This window comes from Lentilactobacillus curieae (assembly GCF_000785105.2).
Taxonomy (GTDB): domain Bacteria; phylum Bacillota; class Bacilli; order Lactobacillales; family Lactobacillaceae; genus Lentilactobacillus; species Lentilactobacillus curieae.
The window spans coordinates 387,725-409,473 of the sequence record NZ_CP018906.1; the positions used below are offsets into that span (position 1 = coordinate 387,725).

The following is a 21,749-nucleotide window of genomic DNA, read 5'->3' on the forward strand; positions in this document are numbered from 1 at the left end:
TAACTTGCTTGAATTTTGAGTTAATCCAGAAACGTTGTTGATAGCTGCAGCTAATTGAGCAAATTATTGAGTGGTGTAATCAGCACTCTTTCTTGACTTAGCATCAGCTAACGTATTTGAGAATTGTGTCCATACATCTGCTTCTGCAGATGCATCAGCTAGCAATTCGACGTCCTCATCTTCTAAGTCTGCACTAGTTGCTGCGAACGCAACTACTTGTGCACTTTGCGGAGCCACTTCATCTGTTGAAGCGAGGTCCTCAGAGTCATCCGACAATAGTTCTAAATCATTATCGTCAGTGTCATCTGAAACTTCATTTTGGTCATTAACATCTGAATTAGTTAGACTTGTAGTCTGAACAAACTCATTTGCAAACATCAACATTGCACGACGGCCTTGTGCAGAAGAGCTGTCCGAGTTAATTGCTGCAATACTTGAAGCGGCTGAAACTGCTCCCGAAGCAGCTGCAATCGCTTCACGAGCTGGGTCATTAAATGAAGCGTTACTTTCAGGTGCAGCTGAAAGTTGTGAGTCGTTGGCAGCGTTGTCTGGATTGCTGTCATTTTCGTTAGAATTATTGGCATTTGCATCATTATCGTTTCTAGCCAAGAATTCATTATCATCGTTGTTTTTTACTGAACTTGAAGCTGTTGTTACTTGATCGTCATTATCTGCTTGCCGACGATCATTATCCTGAGTTTGTTCCTTATTTGAACTTGATGAAGCCTGGTCTGCTCCACCATTGTCAACTGAAGAACTGCTCTTTTCAGTAGAGCCATTTCCACTTACAACCGTATTACTGGAAGTAGACGAAGTAGACGATGAATCTTGGCTGCTTGAACCAACCGTCGCCTGACTTGGTGTGTCATCTGAACTCGATGTTGAAGTTGAAGATGAACGGTCTCCAGAATATACGGGCACTTGTGATGTCTGGTTCGATGAAGAATTTGCAGAACTACGATTTACAGAACTTGATGAACTACTTGAATCAGTAGTTGCTTGTCCGTATACCGCAATTGGTGCCTTACTTGTTGATGACGAAGAGCTACTTGCCTTTGAAGAAGACGAAGAGCTTGATCCGCCATTATAAACGACAACCGACTTGTTAGCCGACGAGCTATCAACCGGTATGGATGTCTTACTACTTGTTGAGGAACTTTCCCCATAAACAGGAGTCGCAGCTTTAACTTGTTGATTATCAGCTAAAGCAACTCCTCCACCAAACGCAACGATAGTTATCGCCGCAAAGAGCCATTGCTTACCACTTTTGTACATCTTGTAGTGAAGCTTTTCGCTCGAAATTTGGTCTTTCAATTCCTTATTTCGTTTTGACATATAATATGCCCCCCTAAACATTTTGAACCCGTGTTCCGTATTACATGATGTAAAAAATGCTGTTTCTCATAATATGCATTTATTAGTAATATGCTGTGTTGACCAGATTTCACACCCCATATGGCTTTGTTGAAAATGAAGTAAAAGCTTATGCAGTCCATTGCATAACGCTTTAAGTCAATATGGTTCACTAATACTTGCATTCATTTGAAGCAGCTGCCCTTAATCCCTAAGGATGTGGGCTATCATACACTAACTAAAAATAATTAATAGCGTTTTGCACGTTTGATTTTTACCCAACACGTGTTGATTAAAAGCGAAAATTTTAACTGCATATTCCAACACTTGTGTTGAAAAGTTTGCTACACTTTTATGCATAAACAAAGGGGGATATTTCATGTTATACTTCTTAAACTTTTAGGTACCTATCAATAAATCAGGAATTGAACACGCCCAATTAAAACGACTTCAACTATTTAAAGACACTAACGTTGAAGCAAAAATTGTAACGCGTGATTATGATGCAAACTTGCACTACAACATTAAGGTTTCCAAAATGGACGATAGCGACGTTATCAACATGTTTGATTACTTCCAAGGGGCCGTCCACTTTGATAGAAAACCAGTTGGCGTCGACGAAATTCAAATCGCCAAAAATTTAGCAGATGACGTCACCCGAAAATGGGATGATGCAAATAACTACTACGAACTATTTAATGGTGACAAAATCATCATGCGAATCGTTCTATTTAAAGATAGTGAGCAAGTTTCAGCCGTTCACTACTTTGATCATTTAGAAAACCTTTATCGAGTGGACTACTACGATTACCGTGGATTTATTTCCAAACGACAGTACTACACTCCTGACAACAACGTGAACATGGAAGAATTATTGCGCCCTGACGGAACCGTCGCACTTCGCCAATTCTTCCGTTTTGATCGTTCAATGCAACGTTCGCTCTCTCAATACCGGTTGATTGGCTATCATGGAAAAGACTACCAATTCGACACAATTTCAATGCTGATGCGGTTCTTCCTGGATGAACTAAACAAGAAAGATCCACAGACTGGAATCTTCATTTCCGACCGTTCGTTAGTTGATGACTGGTCGATCATGCACATGGAGACACCATCATATAAAGTTTTACATCTGCACAACTCGCAAACAAATGATGCTAATGATCCGCTTCATTCTGGCCTAAACTACAACTACGAGTTAGGACTTAACAATTTGGACAAGTGGGACGCCATTATCACTTCCACTATGAAGCAGGCAAAAGACGTTCAAAAACGCTTTAACCCAGGAATTCCGATCTATGCCATTCCAGTAGGAATTGTTCCTGAGACCGTCCTTGAAGAAGATAGAATTCCAGTCTCTGAACGCACACGTCACAAGGTAATTGCGGTTGCCCGAATCTCTCACGAAAAGCACTTGGACGATCTAGTTTGAGCTGTTAACCAAGCAAGGGAATCAGTTCCTGACATCTCACTAGATATTTACGGTTACGAAAACGACGAAAACGACTATGCAGAACCAAAGAAGGTTAAAGCGGCAATCAAAGAACTAGGTTTGGAAGATGTAGTTAAACTTCAGGGTTATAGTACAGACCTTGATTCTGTTTACAAGAGTGCCCAAGTCTTTGGACTCACTAGCCGAATGGAAGGATTTAACCTCTCCCTACTAGAAGCCATTTCTCATGGTGTCGTTGGGGTTACCTATGACGTTAATTACGGTCCTAATAGTATTGTTGAAGACGGCGTCAACGAAAATATCGTTGAATTTAACAACTGGCACCAAGTAGCAGATCGCCTAGTTAAACTCTTTAAAAATGACGAATTACTGCAAAAGTACAGTGACGGTGCATACGAAACCGCAAAACAATACTCACCAGAAAACGTTTGGAATGCGTGGGTAAATCTAATCGTAGATGCCAACAACAAGATTGCGCAGGACTAAGGGGGAAGAAGTTTTTATGGAATACTTAATTTTAGATACCGTAAGTGACGCTAAGTTTGAGCAAAATAACACTCTCAAACAACAAATTTCCATCTTGAAACAAGCTGGAAGTGATTTTAAAGTATTAACTCGTGATTACAATCGTTATCAGGCTAAGCACTTAAAAGAGCTAGGAATCGCCGAGGACAAAGTGGTTAACATGTTTGACTTCTTCCAAAATGCTGTCAATATTCCACATGCTCAGCCTACTATCCATGATTTACCACAAATTCCGGCTGAGGCATACGAAATCCAGCCTCACGGATCAAACTTTAATGAACTCCGTGACGGTGGTAAGCTCTTGGCTCACCAACAAGTAATGCCAGAAACTTTCGGTCAGGTAGATTACATTCGCTACTACGACCAATATGGCAACTACTCAACCATTGAGTACTATGACGTTCGCGGTTTCAAAACCATGGAACAATACTTCCATCCAAATGGTCAAGTAGCATATGAATTTTGGTACAAGCCAAGCGGAGAACGCGTAGTTGAAGCAATCTATATGTTTGGACCAGACAAAAAAGAAGTTATCAATACTTCTTGGCACGTCAACGATTTTAAGGGTGATAGCTACGAACTTGATAATATCGATCAGTTATTCAGTCTATTTTTAAACGAGCAGATTGCAGACGATGATCAAGCTCGTTTAATCAATGACACACCAGACTCAATCCACTTACTTTCAAGTGATCTAATTGGCAATCCAGAAATTTACTTAAAACTAAGTCAAGTCAATGACCGTGATGCCATTAAGAAATACTTGGAGATTACACCAGCTGCTAAACTATTGGTCGACACCGATGATCAAGCAGCCATTATTGAACCACTCGGTGCTCCAGTATTTGTCGATCCTGAGTACGGTTTGACTAACACCGAACTGTTGAGAAGCTATGCGGATATCACAAAACGACTACCAGAAAACGTGATTGCGTTCACTGATTTACGCAGTTCTGAGGAAATAAATACGTTAATTAACGCATGGCGAATCGTTCATGAAGCTAATGACACTGCCACATTAACCATCGTTGGTTCTCCCATCGGGGCAACTAACCTGACGCCAATCTTTAACAAGCTAAAAGAACTTAATTTATTTGAACTGGTATCAATTCAGCTTGATGCTAAGAAGGTCCCTGAAGTTTATGACAGATCAACTTTGATGTTGTTACCTTCCACAATGTATGGAACGACTAGTAACGTTGCTGAAGCTGCCCTGCGCTCAATTCAAACTGTTGTCGTTGATGACAACGAATTAGCGGCTTGGGTTGCAAGTATCGGTGCTGGAAGCACTGTTGAAAAAGATGCAGTCAACCTAGCCGACGCAATAATCAATCTAGTCAAGAACCCAGAAACTTTAATTAAAGCTAGTCAAGCAGCTCATAGTGCAACTAACCAACTTTCATTAGAAAATTCTGTTGCTAAGTGGGAAGCAGTATTAAATAACTAAACAACCAAAAAACACCTCTAAGTATCCTATTCCCGGAAAATCACTTAGAGGTGTTTTTTTACGATGCATTAAGTTATCTATTGTTTTCTTTTTCTTCTGTACACTCCGAACGTCAGAACGGATAGACCTGCAAGTAGTGCGGCACCAATCGTACTTGCATGTTCATCCCCCTCACCTGTTTGCGGCAACGTTCCCACCTGATTCGTTTGAGAAGTACTTACCTTATCAGGTTGGTCTGCTACGCCAGGTGCTGAGTGTCCGGTTTGATCTGATTCACTGACAATCTGATCACTACTTTCAGAACCATCAGAGGTTAAATCAACCATGTGTAGATTACCATCTTGATTCCCGCTACCAGTAGCTAGGTCAACTGCTGAAACCTGTTGTGAGCTACCACTGTTAGTAGTTCCACTAAGGTTACCGGTTGAACCACCAATACTACCATTGCTAGTTCCACCACTTTCAGGAAGTCCTTCAGGCCTTTCTAAGTCACCAGAATCACCTGGGGTACTTGGCGTACCTGGGGTGCCTGGTGTACCCGGATTAGGCGGAACAACTCCTGGATTGGATCCGCCGCCAGTATTAGTTTCCCTAATTCCTAACTCAGTATAAGTTCCGTAGGTGTGGCGAGTAGTTTCGCGTTCGCTGTAGGTAGAACCAACTGCATAAGCAACTTTCTTACTAGGGTTCTTATCGTCAACAGCGAAGGCATTATTTTCTGCATAGTTGTGTTGTGGAATTTGAAGATTGAAGTTCATTTTCAAGTTGGACTCTTCATGGCCACGTTCCAAATAGAACAGTTTAATTTGGTGTTCCGAATCAGCCTTATTCCAATTTGGAATCACAATCTTTTTTACATTTTTCGGAACCGTTTCAGTTTCACTGGAAACAATTTGGCCAACGACAGCTTCAGGTTGTCCAGTTTTAACCTGTGCTGTAACAACTCCAGTAGAAAAATCAATCGATCCAGAAGCCGCATCATGAATTCCACCGATATCTAGAGCTAGCTTATTATCAATAAACAGCCAAAAATCATCGTCTCCTGAAAATTCAAATTTCATTGGCGTCTTTACCTTTGCACCATCCTTAACGCTTTCAACTTCCCCATCTTTGGGGTGAATGTAACCCATTTCCATGGTCATTCCAAAATAGTGATTTAGGCCATTTTCTGCATTTGAGTTAACAGAACCTGTCTTATATTGTTTGGTTTTTACCCCGACACCATTCTGAAATTCAAAAAATTCGTCTAATCTATCAAGTGGGAAGAATTGTCCGAAACGTTCTGGCTTACCAGTCTTAGCCCCTGGCATATTGTTCCAGTTAAACAATTTTATATCGCCATTTTCGTCAAGATAAGCATGGTTCTTCTTACTGTCGTATGAAAAGCCACCGTTTCCATCTGATACAAACAGATTTTCCCCATCTTGATCCTTGAAGACAACCTTTTTGCCTTCGACTTGGCTGTCATCAAAAAGATAAGCCAATGATTGATCTATTAGGCTCTTATAAATGGGATAACCATTTTCATCTAGGTAATCTCTCACAATTTCCTGACTAATTGCGTAGTCTTTATATACGTTATTAGGATTTGGATTTGTCAACCCTGCCCTTTCTGCCGAGAACTTCAAGTACTTGCCATTATTGATTCCTAAATCATTAACATTGCCACCCTTTTCAGTTCCATCATCCTTAAGCCAATAATCAAATAGTGAGATTTTCACCCCAGGGTTAATACTTTCCAATTCCTTTAGGGTTTTATTATCCTCTCCACTATTCTTCAAATCAGTCTTTGGCATTACCTTTGGAACAGTGATTGAGTAAATAATTCCCTTATCATGAATATCGTCCGGGTCACTCGTATAATCAATGTGGTAAATTTTGTTGCCAATTTGAACGTAATCCTGACCTGCCTCAATTGCTTTTGCTAACAAGTCTTTTTCGTCAATTTCTTGACTGTCATCATTTAGATAACCACTAGTAACATAGCCTTTGTTCTTGACATCTTTAAAGAATTTTAGCAGTTGCTTGTCATTAACTTCTTTAAAACTGCCATCACTGTATTCATACAGTTTGTCATCTCTTTCGTAGAAATTCTTCACCGAATACCCATCAGGGATGCTTTCATTGATATTACTATATTTGTACTCAATGTACTCCAAAATTGTTGCCAAATCTTTGATTTTAGGATCAAGATTTCCCTCATCATCAGTAAAGATTTCAAAGTCAATATCTTCTAGGATTAAATCGCCACTTTCGATTGCTTTTCCAATTTGTCTTTGATTTCTTCTTCCGTAAGCCCACCGTCGTTCACAGCTTTTAGATAACGGTCAACCAGTTTTTCCGTATTGATGATCGACTTTACCTTTTCGGTCACGTCCTCAGTAAATTGACCATCAACCTTTTTGAAGTACCTGATTTCTCCGTTCACCTTCCGTTTAACAACGTAAACAGGATTAGCCCCGTCTTCACCTGGCTTTGTAAATTCCATAACCTTACCTTCAATTGTGTCGCCCTCAAAACCTTCAGGAACTTTGTCGATAAAGTGATAAATTCGGTAATCGCCTGAAAATTCCGTTCCAGCTGGTAATTCTTTAAGTTGCTCTTTAGTCAGGTAGTGTCGCTTAGCAATTTTTTTATCGATCGTTTCTTGAATTTGATCTAAAAATTCCTGATCAGTAATCTTCACAAACGAGTCATTTATTTGTTCATAAAAGACCTGCTTGCCGTCTTCCATAACTTCATAAAATTTTCGTTTGTACTCGCTGGTATTTTCTTCCTTAACTTCGTTAGGATCAATAACTTCTTTATCTGCCTTAGTACTGGCTTTAGCAGCAACTGGGCTTTGTGCCTTCATCTGAGAAGTCTGTTTTTTAACAGTTGAATTTTGAGTAGCAGGTTTTTCTACCTCTGCAGTTGGGCTAGCCTTTGCTGCTTGTGACTTGGTCTCTTGTCCTTGTGTTACCTGTTGGTTATCGACCTGCGTCTGCGGTGCTGTTTCGGCTTGACTAACTTGAGGTTTAACTTGTGAACGTGGTTGAGACTGAGTTACTGCCGGTTTAGCTACCGACTGGCTCGATTTTGGTTGGGTGTTTTGTTGCGGCGCACTTTGATAGCTTTGCACCGGGTTGGCCGCTGGCTTAGTAGCTGTTGTGGCCTGTTGGGCAGCTGGCTGTTGTTTCACAACTGTAGCCGGCGACTTGGTTGTTTGCTTTGGTGCTACCGGCTTTGCTGGTTTAGGATCAGGATTAGCAGGAGTGTACACCGGAACACTACTGCTGGTCTTTGCCGTTTCGGTTGAAGACTCTGCTAATGCTGAGCTACAGCCAAGGATTCCCATCCCAATAACACAGCTCCCACCAATTACCCAAAGTTTCCCCGCCTTATACAATCGATAACGGACAGTTTTGTTAGTATTTTTCAATTTTTCTTTCATTTGCATATTTCCTCCAAAATGTAGATCCGCGGGGCTTATCCGCAATCACTAATCTTTGGAGAATACCGAATAAATATGGGCAAAATGTAAACAAAATATGAAGAAAAAATAACTAATAACAAATTCGGAATATTCTAAAGAATGCCTTATAAACTTCGAAACACCGGTGTTTAACTGATTTTACGTAAAGTTTAAAAACTGCTAGTCTTTTGCAAATGCAGCAAAACTTAAGTAAAAAAGCCTAGAATGCAAAAAAACTCCCGTAACCTCTTATTTAAGAAATTACGGGAGTTCCCATATTTTATAATACTTATCTCAACTAGGAATCTTCGCACCCATATCATCAATGTGTTGGCGCACTTCATACTCACGCTCACGTTGTTTAAACGAAGCACTGTGGATCGTGCTACCTGGTCGCGATACCTTTTCATAAAGTGGTTTGGCATCCAGCAAAAAGTTGTTAGTTGCGTATACATAATCGGCTGTGAACAACAAATCTTCAGCAAGGTCCAAAGTTTCGTCGAACCGAATTTGTTTTTCACGCAGTACGCTCACCCGAAAAGCCTTATTCCAAACATACCCGCCAATTAGATTGCCCCGAGTATTAATTGAATCATATACTTCTCGTTTTGAAACACTGACTAATCCTCGATGTTCAAGTGCTCCAGCACCGCGAAAGCCCCAGCGATAGCCAACTGTAACCATATCTACTTTGGGTTCAGCCATCCCATCTGCCATTACCTGTAGGAAGTCTGGTTCCACCAAATCATCCCCATCAACAAACGTAATTGCTTCAACTTTGGCATCATCGATTCCTGCATTTCTGGCTTTGGAAACTCCGGAATGTTTAGTCAACTTGACCACTCTAAAACGAGGGTCTAATTTTACGTAGCGCTCCGCAACCGCCACTGTTTTATCAGTGGATGCATCATCAACTACAATGACTTCAAAATTGCGATATTGCTGATTAGCAAGCGAATCAAGCGTCTTACCAACATAATTCTCTAGGTTATGAGTAGGAACAACAACTGTCATTAAAATACTATCATTCATGGTACTCCCCCCTTAAATTAACAACCAGATTGTACTGCTTGCCAATTTAAAATCAACTAAAATGACCTACCTCAAATACCGCAGAACGATATCTGCAAGGACCCCCGCAATCTTAGCCGGATTTTCCTTGAAATGGTCACGCTCACCTTCGAAGAAGAAATTGATAACCACCCCCACCAGTGCAGCATAACTGTTTCGTGGGTCAATTCCCGGGACCTGGGAAACAACCGGCCGCCAATGATTATAAAATTCTGGGCGACCATGCGTCACATCCTTTAAAAACGCAATTTGGTTCTGATTAGCAAACAGCAATTGGAGAACTTGGTGATTTGCTTGAATGTACTTAAATAAAGCTAAGAAGTACGATCTCACGTACTGCTCAGTCTTATCTAAATTTTTACCGCCACCCACTGGATTATCCCGTTTGATCCTAATAATCTGATTCATGATTCCTTCTTGGGTCTTTTCTAGCAAATCATACTTATCAGTATAGTAAGCATAGAAGGTAGTCCGATTTAGTCCCGCATCATCCAAAATTGCCTTTACCGTCATCCGTTCGATTCCCTTTTCGGCAAGCTGTTTAAAGAACGCTTCGCGGATTGACTGTTTTGTTTTCATAACCCGCTTATCGTTATCATTCATAATAAATTATTCCCCCTTTTAGGTAGATATCCAACATTTTCATATAAAGTGTTGTTGTAATACATTGATATTATAACTAGAATAAGGTTAAAGCAACAGTTGTTGTTTTTCTAATTCCCTTATTAGGGTAGTTCACATTTTGGGGTGACTTTTCAGGACCATTTCGGTCGATGATAGTACTTCCCACACTCGTCACCCACATCAAAATTGCGAGCAATATATTGTTTTGTTAGTGGCCGAATTCCCGACGGCTAGATTTCGATTAACACATATACCGATCCTTGTCGCGCCCCTTTTCTCAATAGTGGCAAGGTCCCCCAAACACATTAGCTATTTACGAATAGTATCTATTATCCCTTGATAGGCATGTATCGAAACAGCTAGCAAAACCTAATATTAAATTAAAAGCACAGCGTTGGATTTCCCGTCCTCGCTATGCTTTTTCTTTTACACATTTTTAATTACTTACCAACAAATGTATGAATCAGTCCTGGAGTAATACTAAATTCGATAATTGCCGCCACAAATAGTAGTGGTAACACGAACACCAGCGTATCAATCACTGCATTTTTAATAATTAAGCCAAAAGTCTCAGGCCGGTCACGGTGCCTAATGTACTTATCAAACACAAACCAAACTACTTTAGCACTAATCGCAGCTGAAATGATTTGTGCAGGAATTTCCAAAATGCCGTGAGGTAAAATTCCGGCCATGAACATTGCGATTGGGTGCGCAGTCAATGTAAGCACAAGCCCAACCGTTGCTGCATTGTACACAATAAATGCGTAGTACAGCGGAATCGGAATCAGACCAAGAATAATGATCATTACTGAACCAGTAAAGTTATGCATAAATAGTGGCAGGAAGCTTCCTCCCTTTAACGTATTTTCGCTACCAATTGAGGCCTTTAAAAATGATCTAATTGCCTCAGTTGACCCTGTTAATTTAACAATTGCAAAGGAAATAATCCAAGTTGCCACCATAATGGCTAAAAATTGCCAGAAGAGTTTTTTGTAATCACGATTAAATCTACCAAAACTATCTTTTATCGTGTACTTACCCCCTTTTGACGATAATTATAAACTAATCAAGGCAATAACATAAAAATAAAGCTCACTATTCTGTTTCTTGCAATCCGTTGAAAATTTGCTGCATATTAGCTTCGATTTCATATAATTGGTCCGAATATTTTTTCAACCGACTAGCATACTGATCTGCCTTGTTGTCATCGGCAAAGCTCTTATAACGTAAGTCATGCTCAAGACTGGCCCACATGTCCATTCCAATTGTTCTAAACTGAATTTCAACTGCCACATTCTTTGGCCCTTCGTCTTGAAAAACAGGCACCGAAACAATCAAATGATAGCTGCGATAATCGTTTGGCTTTGGGTTTTTAATGTAATCCTTCTCCTTGATTACGGTGATATCGCTTTGTTTGGCTAGTGCGTCCCTAACCTGATAAATATCATCGATGTAGTTGGTAATCACCCGAATGCCAGCAATATCATAAATGTTTTCAAACACATTTTCTAACGTCAACTCCATCCCTTTACGGGCAACCTTCTCAATCAAACTAGTTGGTTCCTTCATCCGCTCTTCCATGTGATGAATCGGATTATGGTCAAAACTAACGGAATATTCGTCGTCCAAATTCTCTAGTTTGGTCCCAATTTCATTAAGTGCAGAATGCCGAAGTAAATATTCTTGGCTCACCTGTTTAATTCCATGTAATTCTTTTTCTAAATTAGCAGCTTTAAACTGCCGTTCAATTTTTTTAATGTTGAAGTGATTTTCGCGTTCAATAATCATTTTTGAAATTCCTCCGAATTTTTTGAATATCCCTCTAGAAATTATTATCTCATATCTGTATACTGAAGGTCTTGACTTTTAACACCAGGGAGGGAACAAATGAAAAAGTTTGGAACAAGAAGCTTTATCTTAGTAGCGATTGGATTTATTCTCGGCATGAGTGAATTCATCATGGTCGGAATTCTAAATGACTTGTCTGCCAGTTTTCATGTTGGCATTTCGGACGTTGGTTTTTTAGTTACCTTGTTTGCAATTGTCTACGCAATCGCAACCCCAATTTTGACCATTTTGGTTGGTTCTCACAGACTCTACCGAGTGATGATCCTACTACTAGGAATATTTATTGCAGCTAATGCGCTGACCGCAATTGCCCCCAACTATACAATTTTAACGTTGTCGCGAATATTAACCGCGATTGTTTCTGGAATCACAGTATCAATTGCCATCACGTTCTCAGCAGTAATTGCCCCAAGAGAAAAACGAGCGTGGTTAGTTTCCTGGGTATTTTCAGGATTTAGTATCGCCTCAGTTTTTGGGGTTCCGATTGGAACTTGGTTAAGTGATAAATTCGGTTGGAGAATTGTCTTTTGGCTAATCGTTGTCATTTCAATTTTATTTACTATCCTATTTATGCTTTCATTGCCAACTGACATTCGTCAGGGAAAAATGGATCACTTTACCCAACAATTTGCTATTTTTAAAGATAAACGGATTTTATTAGGAATCTTACTTCCTACTTTAAATCTTGGTGGGGTGTACGTTGTTTATACTTATCTAAGACCAATTATCGTGTCGGGATTAGGATTCCCAACAGCCTTCGTTACCCCAATATTGTTTGTTTACGGATTCGCCTCGCTGGCAAGTAATCAGATTAGTGGCCGTTTAGCAAACTATGACGGGTTAAAAACAATGACCAAGGTGTACCTACTCCAAATTGTTACTTTAGTTGCTTTGCCACTACTATTTGGACTTCCTTGGATTGCCCTAATTTCATTAATTATCTTAGGCTTTACAATGTATCTTCAAAACTCACCAATGCAAATGTTCTACTTGGAAGTTGCGGAGACAGATTACCCACAATCAATGGTTATGTCGTCATCTCTAAACTCCATTTTCAGTAACGTTGGAATTGCCGTTGGATCAGCAACTGGTGGTCTGATGGTAAATGCTACGGGATTAAAATCTTTGGGAATTGGTGGTGCGATTTACACCATTGCAGCACTAGCAGTTCTAGTTGTGTTGAATAAGGTTAGAAAAGTTAGATAGAAGAAATCCCCCTCACCATTGGAAATAATGGTGAGGGGGATTTTGTTTGGTGTGAATGATGGGGGAGATTTCTGTAACATCCCTTGCAGTCGCCGTCACGACCGACTTTAAGGACAGTGAGCATCAGGAGTGAATCCTGCTACTCGCAGAATTCACTTACTGTTGCTCTTGTCGGGGCACTACGACTGAATCAAAGATTCATGTAGTGCTCCCTTTTCGCATCATTCGCTTAGTGTCGCCGTTGCAGACGCACTACGACGGAATCGGAGATTCCTGCCTATTCTTCACAGTCTCTGTCGCGACTAACCGCCACTAATCGTGACGATTAGTATGCGTCATCGTTGTGGAGGCGTTAAGACGAAATCGAAGATTTCTGTAACATCCCTTGCAGTGGCTATCAGGACTCAACGCCACTATTCGTGACCTTGAGTTACTGATATCTTTGCAGAGGTTCGACATCGCAATCAAAACACGATTGCTGTCTATCCATCACAGTCTCTGTCGCGACTAACCGTCACTAACCGTGACGATTAGTATGCGGCATCGTTGTGGGGGCACTGCAACGGAATCATAGATTCCTGCAGTGCTCCCTCATTCATTCGACTTCAGCGCCTCTACCATATCCACATTCTTCAGATGCCTATGCGTAATCGCAATCACAACTAAGTTGAACACAATCATCAGCACCGTCGCCACCACATACCCAAGTGGTTTGATGACAAGTGGGAAAATCACCGCATTTGTTTCCGCCTGATGCAACACATACATCGTCAACAAGTTTCCCAACCCATAACCGCCAACAATTCCGACGATGGCCAAAATAATCGTTTCCCTAGCCACGTACATCGTCACTTCTGGATCAAAGAATCCTAGCACTTTGATGGTTGAAAGTTCCCGTTGCCGTTCCGATATATTGATATTGTTCAAATTGTAAAGCACGATAAACGAAAGCAATCCAGATAGCAAAATGAAGATCCATACAATTGGCCCCATTTGGCTAGACATATTGGTTACCGTCTTCTTTTGATCGGTTGTAAAATTAATTCCCAGAATGTTGGTATTCTTGCTAATCCACTGCTTACCTAACTTGGTTTCGGCAGATTTGTTAGTTTTCTTCAACTGTACCAACAATGTCTTCATTGATGGCTGCTTGCCCATCACATTTTGATAATTTTGCCTCTTAATATACATAAAGTTACTAACGTAATTTTCAGCAATCGCCGCAACCTTCACCTGAATCTTGTGGTTGTTTTGACCAGTAACCGAAATTTTGTCACCCTTTTTAACACCAAGTATCTTCGCTGCTTTTTCAGTCAAAACGATCCCATCATTAGGTAATGATAACTGCTTTTTGGAATCAACATCCTTGACCTTGATATACTTGCTGAACTGGTCTTCATTCTTTGGTGAATAGACAGTAATATCTGCCACTGACTTATCACCTTTAGAAACTTTAGCAGCCCCGGTACTTACAACTGTACTTTGCTTGTAATTTCCCGCATCCTTAACCGTTTTTTGAACTTCAGGCAACTTATCAGTTGTCTTTGACTGAACTACCGCATCGTAATGTATCAAGTCATTGTACTGGCGTTGACCTGATGATGAGATTGAATTATCCAGACCAAATCCAGTTAGAATCAGTGCAGTTCCGCCGGCAATTCCTAAAATCGTCATGATTCCTCGTGACTTGAATCTAAACAGGTTTCGGTAGCTGATTTTTTGGTTGAACTTCAGTTTTGACCAGATGAAAGTAACCTTTTCCAACCAAATTTTCTTGGAGGACTTAGGTGCCTTGGGCCTCATGAGCTCTGACGGAACGACTTTGACTTCACGATTAATTACAATAATTGCTGCACCAACTGTGGAAATTAGTGCAAGAACCATCGCAAACCCAATTGAAGTCCAATCAAAATGAACCACCGCTCCACCGAGTACATAATTTTGATACATTGAAATCACTAACCTTGGAAGCAATTCATTTCCAAGAACTGAGCCAAAGACAATTCCAACGACCGCGGCTAATAATGCGTACATGATGTACTGATAGGCAATTGAACCCTTTGAAAATCCTAGTGCCTTCAAGGTTCCAATTTGGCTACGCGATTCCTCAACCATTCTAGTAACTGTAGTAAAGGTAATCAATGCAGCTAACAGGAAGAAGAACAGTGGGAAGACATTTGCAATTGCTGCAATTCGGTCAGAACTCTCACCGTAACCTGAGAATCCTGGGAAATCTTCTCGAGTGCTCCATATATAAGTTGGCGTGGTGGCATCCTTAACCTTTTTCTTTTGCTGATCAAGCTTAGCTTGCTGTTTAGCAAGTTGCTTTTGCTGAATCTTAACCCGACTGTTAGTTGGCGCCGCTTTAGCAGCTGTTGCTAACTGACGCTTAGCAGCATCAAGTTTTGATTGTGCGCTGGTCAACTTTTTAGTTGCGGGTTTGGCAAGTTCAGCAGCTCGGTCCACCTTTCGGGCATTAAGAACCCGCTTTAACTGTTTAACTTTATCCTTTACTGCATCTTTATACTTCGAACCAAACGTACCTTTATCTTGCAAACTTGAAAATCTAACGTTAAGTGCGGTTGCAACTGGCAGGTTCATCATCTTCTTAGGAACGTATGCAAAGTACTGCACCTGACCATTTCCAATGTTGGCAGCACCACGAGTTGCGTTGTCGACATACTGCGCAGAATCAGCAAACCCCACCACTTTAAAAGTTCTACGGGTTAAGTCTGCGGATTTAGCAAATTTAAACGTATCGCCTAATTTGTATCCCTCGTCGGTCTTGGCTTTAGAGTCTAACAATATTTCATTATTGGCCTTCGGCAAACGACCACTTTTTATTTTTGGAAGATTTTGTTTATCTTGCTTATCATATCCGTACAAAGCAATGGCATCACGATTCTTACCACCAATGACTGCCTTATATTTACTTGTTTCAGCCTTGGCACCGCTAACTTTCTCAGCAGCCGCCACGTCCTTGGCAGTAAACCCTTTAGTGGAAATGATTTGCACATCACTCAGTTTTTGCGAATTGACTTCAGCCTGAAGTGAATCGTTCAATGCTGGTCCAGTTGCTTTAACCCCAACAAAAATCAACACACCAAGCATGATGATCATTGCAATGGCAATGAACCGGCCAAATGAATCCTTAATATTTCTCAACAGTAACTTATTCATCGTCTTTCACCTACCAGACAATGTCGGCAACTGCCGTTGGATTTTCGTTATCTTCAATCGATCGTACTTGGGCATCGTTAATATGGATAACTCGATCTGCCATTTTAGCAATTTCAGAGTTATGCGTGATGATAATCACGGTTCTACCAAACTCACGACTGGCGTCATTTAATAACTGCAAGACTTGCTTCCCGGTTGTGTAATCCAATGCACCTGTTGGCTCATCACACAATAATAGTTTAGGATTTTTAGCTAAGGCTCTAGCAATGGCAACCCGTTGTTGTTCACCACCTGAAAGCTGTGAAGGAAAGTTATTCAGACGATTTTCCAATCCGACTTCCTTTAATACTTCAGCAGCATTCTGACCATCATCCACAAGGGAAGTTGCTAACTCCACATTTTCCAGAGTTGAAAGGTTAGGAATCAAATTATAGAACTGAAAGATGAAACCAACGTCATTCCGGCGGTATTTGGTTAGCTGCTTATCGTTATAGCTAGCGATATTAGTCCCATCAACAACGATTTCCCCGCTAGTTGGACTATCCATGCCCCCCAACATGTTCAGAACGGTAGACTTACCCGCCCCACTTGGTCCTAAGATTACCGTAAGTTTTCCTTTTTCAACTGAAAAATTAATGTCTCGGTTGGCAACAATTTCTGTATCGCCCATTTGGTACTTTTTAACTTCATGTTTAACTTCGATGTACGCCATGCAAAAATATCCTCCGTTTTAAAATGAACACGTTGTTCTTTTAATGACAGTATGATAGGTTAATAGATAAATATCAATAATCAATTAATTTTTAGATGTCATTGTTTCAACAATAAAGCTAAATTGTGTCTATTTGGAGGCCATCATGACTGGTATAAAGGACAATCGCAGAACCCTCGTCACAAAAAATTTATTAAAAGAATCATTGCTTGAGCTACTAAAAGATAAACCACTGGAAAAAATCACGGTAACCGAGATTGCTAAGGGAGCTGACATAAATCGGGGAACTTTTTACCTGCATTATGATAGTCCCAAAAGTTTATTTGCTGATACTGAGAATGAATTGATGGACGAAATCAAGCCCATGATCAATGAATTTTTGCAGCAGCCTTCCGACGATTTCTTACCAAACGTACTGAATCTAATTAAAAAGAATCCGGTTGCGACTCAATTGATTTTGGAAGATTCCGAAAACAATCATGTGTTAAGCACCTTAATTGAGCCATTCCGTGAACAAACCCAATTAAGAATTAGAGATCATTTCGATGATGTGGATACAACGATTGCGGACTATTACTTCGAATTTTGTATTTCCGGAGCAATTAACGTAATTTTAAAGTGGCTGCGGTCGGGTAGTGATATAGCACCAGAACAGGTAGCTGAAGTCATATATAAAAGTGTACCGTATAGCTAAAGGGAGCGGGACAGAAAGCATACGAAGATGCTTTCGTCGTCCCACCCCCACACAACCAACAGTAACTGAGAGTCACGGGTAGTGGCTCTCAGTCCTGATGGTTACTGCGTGTAGCAACCATCCGAATAGAAGAAAAAATGCCGTTATAATTTCAAAAAGGTGAAATTATAACAGCATTTTTTGGGTGAACTTAATTTTATGTCTAGGCCTTTAACTATTCTAATATTTAGTTCCTAACGCCTGGATAAACGTTGTCAGTAATATCAATATTCCCCCAGTTAATTCAGCCGGAGTAAGTGGTGTCCCTAAGACGGTTACCGCTAAGACGGTCGCTGTCAGAGGTTCAAACGCCCCCAACATCCCCGTCGTAGTCGCCGAAATGTATTTCAAACTACTTAAATAAAATAGATAAGTAAAAACTGTTCCCACCACGACGATTATCGAAATCCAAAATACCAGGTTAAAATCTAAAGGCACTTGGTTAGCGGTGAATGTATGATACAAAAATGGTAGCCCACCAATTAGCATTGCCCAGCCAACCACAAATCTGGCATCGTACTTTCTGAGCAACTGCCGGGGCATCAAAGTGTAAATCGCCGTTGCAACTCCAGCAGCTAGTCCCCAAAACATTCCCTTGGGAGTCAAAGCTAGCTGGTTAAAGTGCCCATTAGTTGCCAACATAAACGTCCCAAACAAGGCCACAATGATCGAAACCGTATCAATTCGTCGGGGTAACTTTTTACTGGCAATTGCAACGTATAGGATGATAAACAACGGCCCCAAGTTTTGCAAGACCGTTGCCGTTGGTGCGTTGCTGTAATTAACAGCACTAAAGTAACACAGCTGAGATGGCATCATTCCAAGTAAACCAAACAGGATCAGAGAAATCGCATCGTGTTTATTTTTAAATATTTGTAGGACTTCAGTGCCATTAGTGGCAATTGACCACAAAATAAGGATTGAGCCGGCGAAAAATAGCCGCACACCCACGAGCCAAACAGGCGAAACATGATAAGTTGAGAATACATACTGAGCAACGGTTCCGGACACTCCCCAAAGGGTCGCCCCTAAAATAACGTAGAAAAGTCCCTTTCCGGGATTATTTTTTGCAGCAACTTGCATTATGACAGCCCCAATCGAACAAGAATATAGAATTAACACTAGCCGAAAAAACGCTTGATGGCAAGGTTATTTTCACAAAAAAAGAACCGGCACAGCCGGTTCTTTCATTTTATTAGTTAAGTGGTTTGCTTGAAACCATCAACTCAGGTGGCCATAGAGCAAGTAGGTATCCATAACCTTCTTGGTCAAATGCCAATCCTTCAAATTCACGTTTTGAATTAAATGCTTGGTAGTGAATGTCGTCAGCGCTAAAATCACCTGAACGGACCTTGCTTGCAGGAACTGATGTCAAGATATCATCAGAAACGAAGTACAAACGACCGTTAGCTGGGTTAACAGAAACGAATTGGTTAGCGTCACCACCACGGTTACCTACATATGATGAACCAGCAGAGAACTTAACTGAGTCTTCATCAAGGCGACCATAGAAGAACATGTAACCATCACCGAACTTACGTCCCCAATATGCATTACCATCGTTATCAAATGCTAATGTATGAAGTTGTAAGTTTGATGTCTTAGAACCCTTATTATGCAACATCTTAAACTTGTATTGACGGATTGGCTTCAAAGTATTTGGATCCATTTCCATAACAACGTTGTCTTGATCAGTCTTAAGATCTGACAATGTGTTGTCTTCAGCAAGATACAAGTGTTGGTTTTGTGGGTTAAATGTCAAAGTTTGACCATGACCAATGTCAACTTGTGGTGAAAGTTGAGCAGTTTGGGCGATATCCACATACTTGAACATATCTGGATTTTCGTTCTTAACTGAGTCAACCTTGTTTTGGTGGTCATCGATTTGGCTTTGAATGGTAGCAAGCTTCTTATCGTATGCCTTGATCTTAGCCTTGTGGCCTTGATATGACTTCATCCATTTTGCCATCTTAGCCTTTGATTGTTTAACAATCTTCTTGGCATTTTGACGGGTCTTGTATGAGTACTTAGCAGTAGTCTTCTTTTGGTACTTGTTGCGCTTGTCTTTCCACTTGTAGTACCACTTTTGAGCGTTACTCATCCAGTTTTCCTGGTTGTTTTGGTAAGACTTGTTCTTGTTCAAAGTTGTGGTTAATGACTTAATTGCATCAAAATCATCTTGCATCTTTGAATAAGCAGCGTCATATTCTTGGTTATGTCTCAATCCATCCTCAGTGTATGGGTTGAAGTAGTCAAACGCACGCCAGAGGGCGTTAATATCTGTGTTGACCCCAAGTTTTTCTAGCTTAGCTAAATCAAACTTAACGATGGCACCGTAGTTGGTGTTAGTTCCGTTTGATTCAACGAAGTAAATGTGGTTATCGTTGTCCAAAGCAACTGATTGGAAGTTACCGTGTTGATAGTTAGAAACGTTGAAACCATCTGGTAAGAACCACTTAGTTGAGAACATGTTTGATTGCGAGCTACCAGAAATCGTCTGGTATGTATTGCTTTCGTTGATTCCCGTTGGGTCAAGCTTATACTTAGTGTACTTACGATCCTTGTTACCTTGGGGAGTGTCATTGTTGACAGTGTTTAGTGACTCTTCGCTGTAATCTTTTAACACGTTACCGGCATTAACTGTCTTAATACTACCGGCATCACCTGGAGCATCGATAACATCCGCATGTACTGCAGACGCCCCCGCGAGCCCAAGTGAGGTAAACAAGATTGCAACTAAAGCAGTCTTCTTTAATTGTATCTTCATTCAAATCCCACCTCAAAATTTTTTTGAACTTACAAACTTAGTGTAACTGTTTGCTGTTTGAAAGTAAAAGTATATACCACGTTTTTAAAGTAAAAGAAAAAATGTAACCCGGGTGTAATGTGGGTTACATTTTTTGAGATAGAGTTATGGGTTGGGTGTTGGTGGAGTTATAATTTCTCCCCAATCATCTGGTGCCCAAACATAAAGAGTGATTTCAGACTTGCCTAAAAAGTGATTGTCCTTTGCCAATTTGGCTAATGCTTTTACATTATCATAATTTTTCTGCATATCTTGTACTTGCTGAGAATTATTATCTGTTGCACCAATCACGATCTTCATATCTTCGTTACTAATAGTCTTATTATATTCTTCTACGCTTTCTGCCATCGATTTAAATATTGAAGCTGTAAAAGCTTCTTCATCATTCGTTTCGCTGCCAGTTGCTTTAAAAGTCACTACCGGCTTACCAACAGGTGTCTTATCAAAGTCTGTCTGATTTGACCTTCTAACAATGTGCACTGTGGTTTTAAAATCCACATAACTAGGGTCTGGAGTCGGTGTTGGCTTCGGTGGATCTGGAGTTGGTGTTGGCGTTGGATCCGGCGTTGGTGTTGGCGTCGGCGTTGGATCCGGTGTTGGCGTCACCGGAGGAGTCGTTTCTGTTGGCTTTTCCACCCGGGTCACACCACTCGTCTTAACCCAGCCACTCAATTGTGGGTGCGTTAAATTGCGAACGTAGAAATATCCGGTCTGTTCACGGGTCATCATTACTGCATTGGTAACCCGCAATTCATCATCTTGATAATTTGTAGTGTTATTCAATATCCGTTTTGCCTTATACTGAGCATTCTTTGGATAGTTCCAAACTGATTGGCCAACATTGTAGTGATAAGTTGCCCCGCCAATTCCAGCTCCCTCAGGAGTGGCAATTGACATTGTTGTACTGGCACGCTTAACTCCGCCAGCAAATACCTTTTTGGTTTTGCCACCGTAGATCCAGCCACGATACTTTTGGTCAAAGGAAAAAACTTTATAGTACACACTCTTTCGTGAAGTTGTCGCCATCTTATAAATCCTAAAGTACTTAGCTGAACTCTTGGCACTTCTCAACTTCTTCATTGTGGTGACGGTCGCTTTCTTCTTAGCACCCCGGAGAGTTCCGGCAATATTATATAAAGCATTCTTCCCTGTTGGAACAACATTTCTTTTAGTTCCATGGATCTCGGTCAGGTAGCGATTAGAAGTTACCTTGACTCGGGATTTTGCTTGGGCATCTGTTAAATTACACGCTGCAGTCACTCCCAATGCAACTAACGGGAGTAATAATAGGTGAGTTTTGAGCTTCATCATTAAAACCTCCTTAACAAAAAAAGAAT

At 40.6% G+C, this 21,749-nt stretch carries 16 protein-coding genes and 1 pseudogene; 5 read left to right on the top strand and 12 right to left on the bottom strand.

Going from position 1 to position 21,749, the window contains the following annotated elements:
• Positions 1-63 precede the first annotated feature (63 nt).
• Positions 64-1,335 (bottom strand): KxYKxGKxW signal peptide domain-containing protein, encoded by a 1,272-nt coding sequence (locus tag PL11_RS02040; RefSeq protein ID WP_035165982.1) that lies wholly within the window; start codon positions 1,333-1,335, stop codon positions 64-66.
• Between the two features lie 529 nt (positions 1,336-1,864).
• Here PL11_RS02040 and PL11_RS10415 point away from each other — a divergent pair.
• The 3 genes and pseudogenes from PL11_RS10415 to PL11_RS02050 all read left to right on the top strand — a co-directional run bounded on the left by PL11_RS10415 (position 1,865) and on the right by PL11_RS02050 (position 4,778).
• The gene (locus tag PL11_RS10415) at positions 1,865-2,785 is read left to right on the top strand and encodes a glycosyltransferase family protein (RefSeq protein ID WP_237047508.1); all 921 of its coding nucleotides are present in this window, start codon (positions 1,865-1,867) and stop codon (positions 2,783-2,785) included.
• Between the two features lie 18 nt (positions 2,786-2,803).
• A pseudogene (locus tag PL11_RS10420) lies at positions 2,804-3,292 on the top strand (glycosyltransferase); the annotation flags it as partial.
• 16 nt (positions 3,293-3,308) lie between these two features.
• Positions 3,309-4,778 (top strand): glycosyltransferase, encoded by a 1,470-nt coding sequence (locus tag PL11_RS02050; protein ID WP_035165984.1) that lies wholly within the window; start codon positions 3,309-3,311, stop codon positions 4,776-4,778.
• A gap of 77 nt (positions 4,779-4,855) precedes the next feature.
• On the opposite strand, the gene PL11_RS02055 is transcribed toward PL11_RS02050, so the two are convergent.
• The 6 genes from PL11_RS02055 to PL11_RS02080 all read right to left on the bottom strand — a co-directional run bounded on the left by PL11_RS02055 (position 4,856) and on the right by PL11_RS02080 (position 11,715).
• The gene (locus tag PL11_RS02055) at positions 4,856-6,949 is read right to left on the bottom strand and encodes a fibro-slime domain-containing protein (protein ID WP_035165987.1); all 2,094 of its coding nucleotides are present in this window, start codon (positions 6,947-6,949) and stop codon (positions 4,856-4,858) included.
• A 68-nt stretch (positions 6,950-7,017) separates the two neighbouring features.
• Positions 7,018-8,211: a KxYKxGKxW signal peptide domain-containing protein gene (locus PL11_RS02060; protein ID WP_191982081.1), complete on the bottom strand. Its 1,194-nt coding sequence runs from the start codon at positions 8,209-8,211 to the stop codon at positions 7,018-7,020.
• 315 nt (positions 8,212-8,526) lie between these two features.
• Positions 8,527-9,264, bottom strand: coding sequence for a glycosyltransferase family 2 protein (locus PL11_RS02065; protein WP_035165991.1), 738 nt, complete (start codon positions 9,262-9,264; stop codon positions 8,527-8,529).
• A 66-nt stretch (positions 9,265-9,330) separates the two neighbouring features.
• Positions 9,331-9,906, bottom strand: a complete 576-nt coding sequence (locus PL11_RS02070) for a TetR/AcrR family transcriptional regulator (RefSeq protein WP_052127689.1) — start codon at positions 9,904-9,906, stop codon at positions 9,331-9,333.
• Positions 9,907-10,367: 461 nt separating this feature from the next.
• A complete protein-coding gene (locus tag PL11_RS02075) occupies positions 10,368-10,889 on the bottom strand; it encodes a stage II sporulation protein M (RefSeq protein ID WP_052127692.1) in 522 nt (173 codons plus the stop codon).
• Positions 10,890-11,022: 133 nt separating this feature from the next.
• Complete coding sequence (locus PL11_RS02080) at positions 11,023-11,715, bottom strand: GTP pyrophosphokinase (RefSeq protein ID WP_035165993.1); 693 nt, start codon at positions 11,713-11,715, stop codon at positions 11,023-11,025.
• Between the two features lie 99 nt (positions 11,716-11,814).
• Between PL11_RS02080 and PL11_RS02085 the strand changes: the two genes are divergently transcribed.
• Positions 11,815-12,981: an MFS transporter gene (locus PL11_RS02085; protein ID WP_035165995.1), complete on the top strand. Its 1,167-nt coding sequence runs from the start codon at positions 11,815-11,817 to the stop codon at positions 12,979-12,981.
• Between the two features lie 591 nt (positions 12,982-13,572).
• On the opposite strand, the gene PL11_RS02090 is transcribed toward PL11_RS02085, so the two are convergent.
• Together PL11_RS02090 and PL11_RS02095 are read right to left on the bottom strand one after the other, a co-directional pair.
• On the bottom strand, positions 13,573-16,161 hold the full coding sequence (locus tag PL11_RS02090) for an ABC transporter permease (RefSeq protein ID WP_035165997.1): 2,589 nt from the start codon (positions 16,159-16,161) through the stop codon (positions 13,573-13,575).
• Positions 16,162-16,171: 10 nt separating this feature from the next.
• Positions 16,172-16,873 carry an ABC transporter ATP-binding protein gene (locus PL11_RS02095; RefSeq protein ID WP_035166000.1) on the bottom strand — a complete coding sequence of 234 codons (702 nt, stop codon included), beginning with the start codon at positions 16,871-16,873 and terminating at the stop codon, positions 16,172-16,174.
• Positions 16,874-17,018: 145 nt separating this feature from the next.
• Between PL11_RS02095 and PL11_RS02100 the strand changes: the two genes are divergently transcribed.
• Positions 17,019-17,567 carry a TetR/AcrR family transcriptional regulator gene (locus PL11_RS02100; protein WP_035166002.1) on the top strand — a complete coding sequence of 183 codons (549 nt, stop codon included), beginning with the start codon at positions 17,019-17,021 and terminating at the stop codon, positions 17,565-17,567.
• A 219-nt stretch (positions 17,568-17,786) separates the two neighbouring features.
• Here the strand turns inward: PL11_RS02100 and PL11_RS02105 are convergent, their stop codons facing one another.
• From PL11_RS02105 to PL11_RS10335, 3 genes are all read right to left on the bottom strand, one after another.
• A complete protein-coding gene (locus tag PL11_RS02105) occupies positions 17,787-18,689 on the bottom strand; it encodes a DMT family transporter (protein ID WP_035166004.1) in 903 nt (300 codons plus the stop codon).
• Positions 18,690-18,801: 112 nt separating this feature from the next.
• Positions 18,802-20,373 (bottom strand): hypothetical protein, encoded by a 1,572-nt coding sequence (locus PL11_RS02110; RefSeq protein WP_035166005.1) that lies wholly within the window; start codon positions 20,371-20,373, stop codon positions 18,802-18,804.
• Between the two features lie 144 nt (positions 20,374-20,517).
• A complete protein-coding gene (locus PL11_RS10335) occupies positions 20,518-21,720 on the bottom strand; it encodes a hypothetical protein (protein WP_052127694.1) in 1,203 nt (400 codons plus the stop codon).
• Between the last annotated feature and the right edge of the window lie 29 nt (positions 21,721-21,749).

Excerpts from the sequence above, each read along its gene's own strand:
- PL11_RS02040 (WP_035165982.1), bottom strand. The coding sequence starts at position 1,335 with ATGTCAAAACGAAATAAGGAATTGAAAGACCAAATTTCGAGCGAAAAG.
- PL11_RS02050 (WP_035165984.1), top strand. The coding sequence starts at position 3,309 with ATGGAATACTTAATTTTAGATACCGTAAGTGACGCTAAGTTTGAGCAA.
- PL11_RS02060 (WP_191982081.1), bottom strand. The coding sequence starts at position 8,211 with ATGAAAGAAAAATTGAAAAATACTAACAAAACTGTCCGTTATCGATTG.
- PL11_RS02065 (WP_035165991.1), bottom strand. The coding sequence starts at position 9,264 with ATGAATGATAGTATTTTAATGACAGTTGTTGTTCCTACTCATAACCTA.
- PL11_RS02070 (WP_052127689.1), bottom strand. The coding sequence starts at position 9,906 with ATGAATGATAACGATAAGCGGGTTATGAAAACAAAACAGTCAATCCGC.
- PL11_RS02075 (WP_052127692.1), bottom strand. The coding sequence starts at position 10,889 with ATGGTGGCAACTTGGATTATTTCCTTTGCAATTGTTAAATTAACAGGG.
- PL11_RS02080 (WP_035165993.1), bottom strand. The coding sequence starts at position 11,715 with ATGATTATTGAACGCGAAAATCACTTCAACATTAAAAAAATTGAACGG.
- PL11_RS02085 (WP_035165995.1), top strand. The coding sequence starts at position 11,815 with ATGAAAAAGTTTGGAACAAGAAGCTTTATCTTAGTAGCGATTGGATTT.
- PL11_RS02090 (WP_035165997.1), bottom strand. The coding sequence starts at position 16,161 with ATGAATAAGTTACTGTTGAGAAATATTAAGGATTCATTTGGCCGGTTC.
- PL11_RS02095 (WP_035166000.1), bottom strand. The coding sequence starts at position 16,873 with ATGGCGTACATCGAAGTTAAACATGAAGTTAAAAAGTACCAAATGGGC.
- PL11_RS02100 (WP_035166002.1), top strand. The coding sequence starts at position 17,019 with ATGACTGGTATAAAGGACAATCGCAGAACCCTCGTCACAAAAAATTTA.
- PL11_RS02105 (WP_035166004.1), bottom strand. The coding sequence starts at position 18,689 with ATGCAAGTTGCTGCAAAAAATAATCCCGGAAAGGGACTTTTCTACGTT.
- PL11_RS02110 (WP_035166005.1), bottom strand. The coding sequence starts at position 20,373 with ATGAAGATACAATTAAAGAAGACTGCTTTAGTTGCAATCTTGTTTACC.
- PL11_RS10335 (WP_052127694.1), bottom strand. The coding sequence starts at position 21,720 with ATGAAGCTCAAAACTCACCTATTATTACTCCCGTTAGTTGCATTGGGA.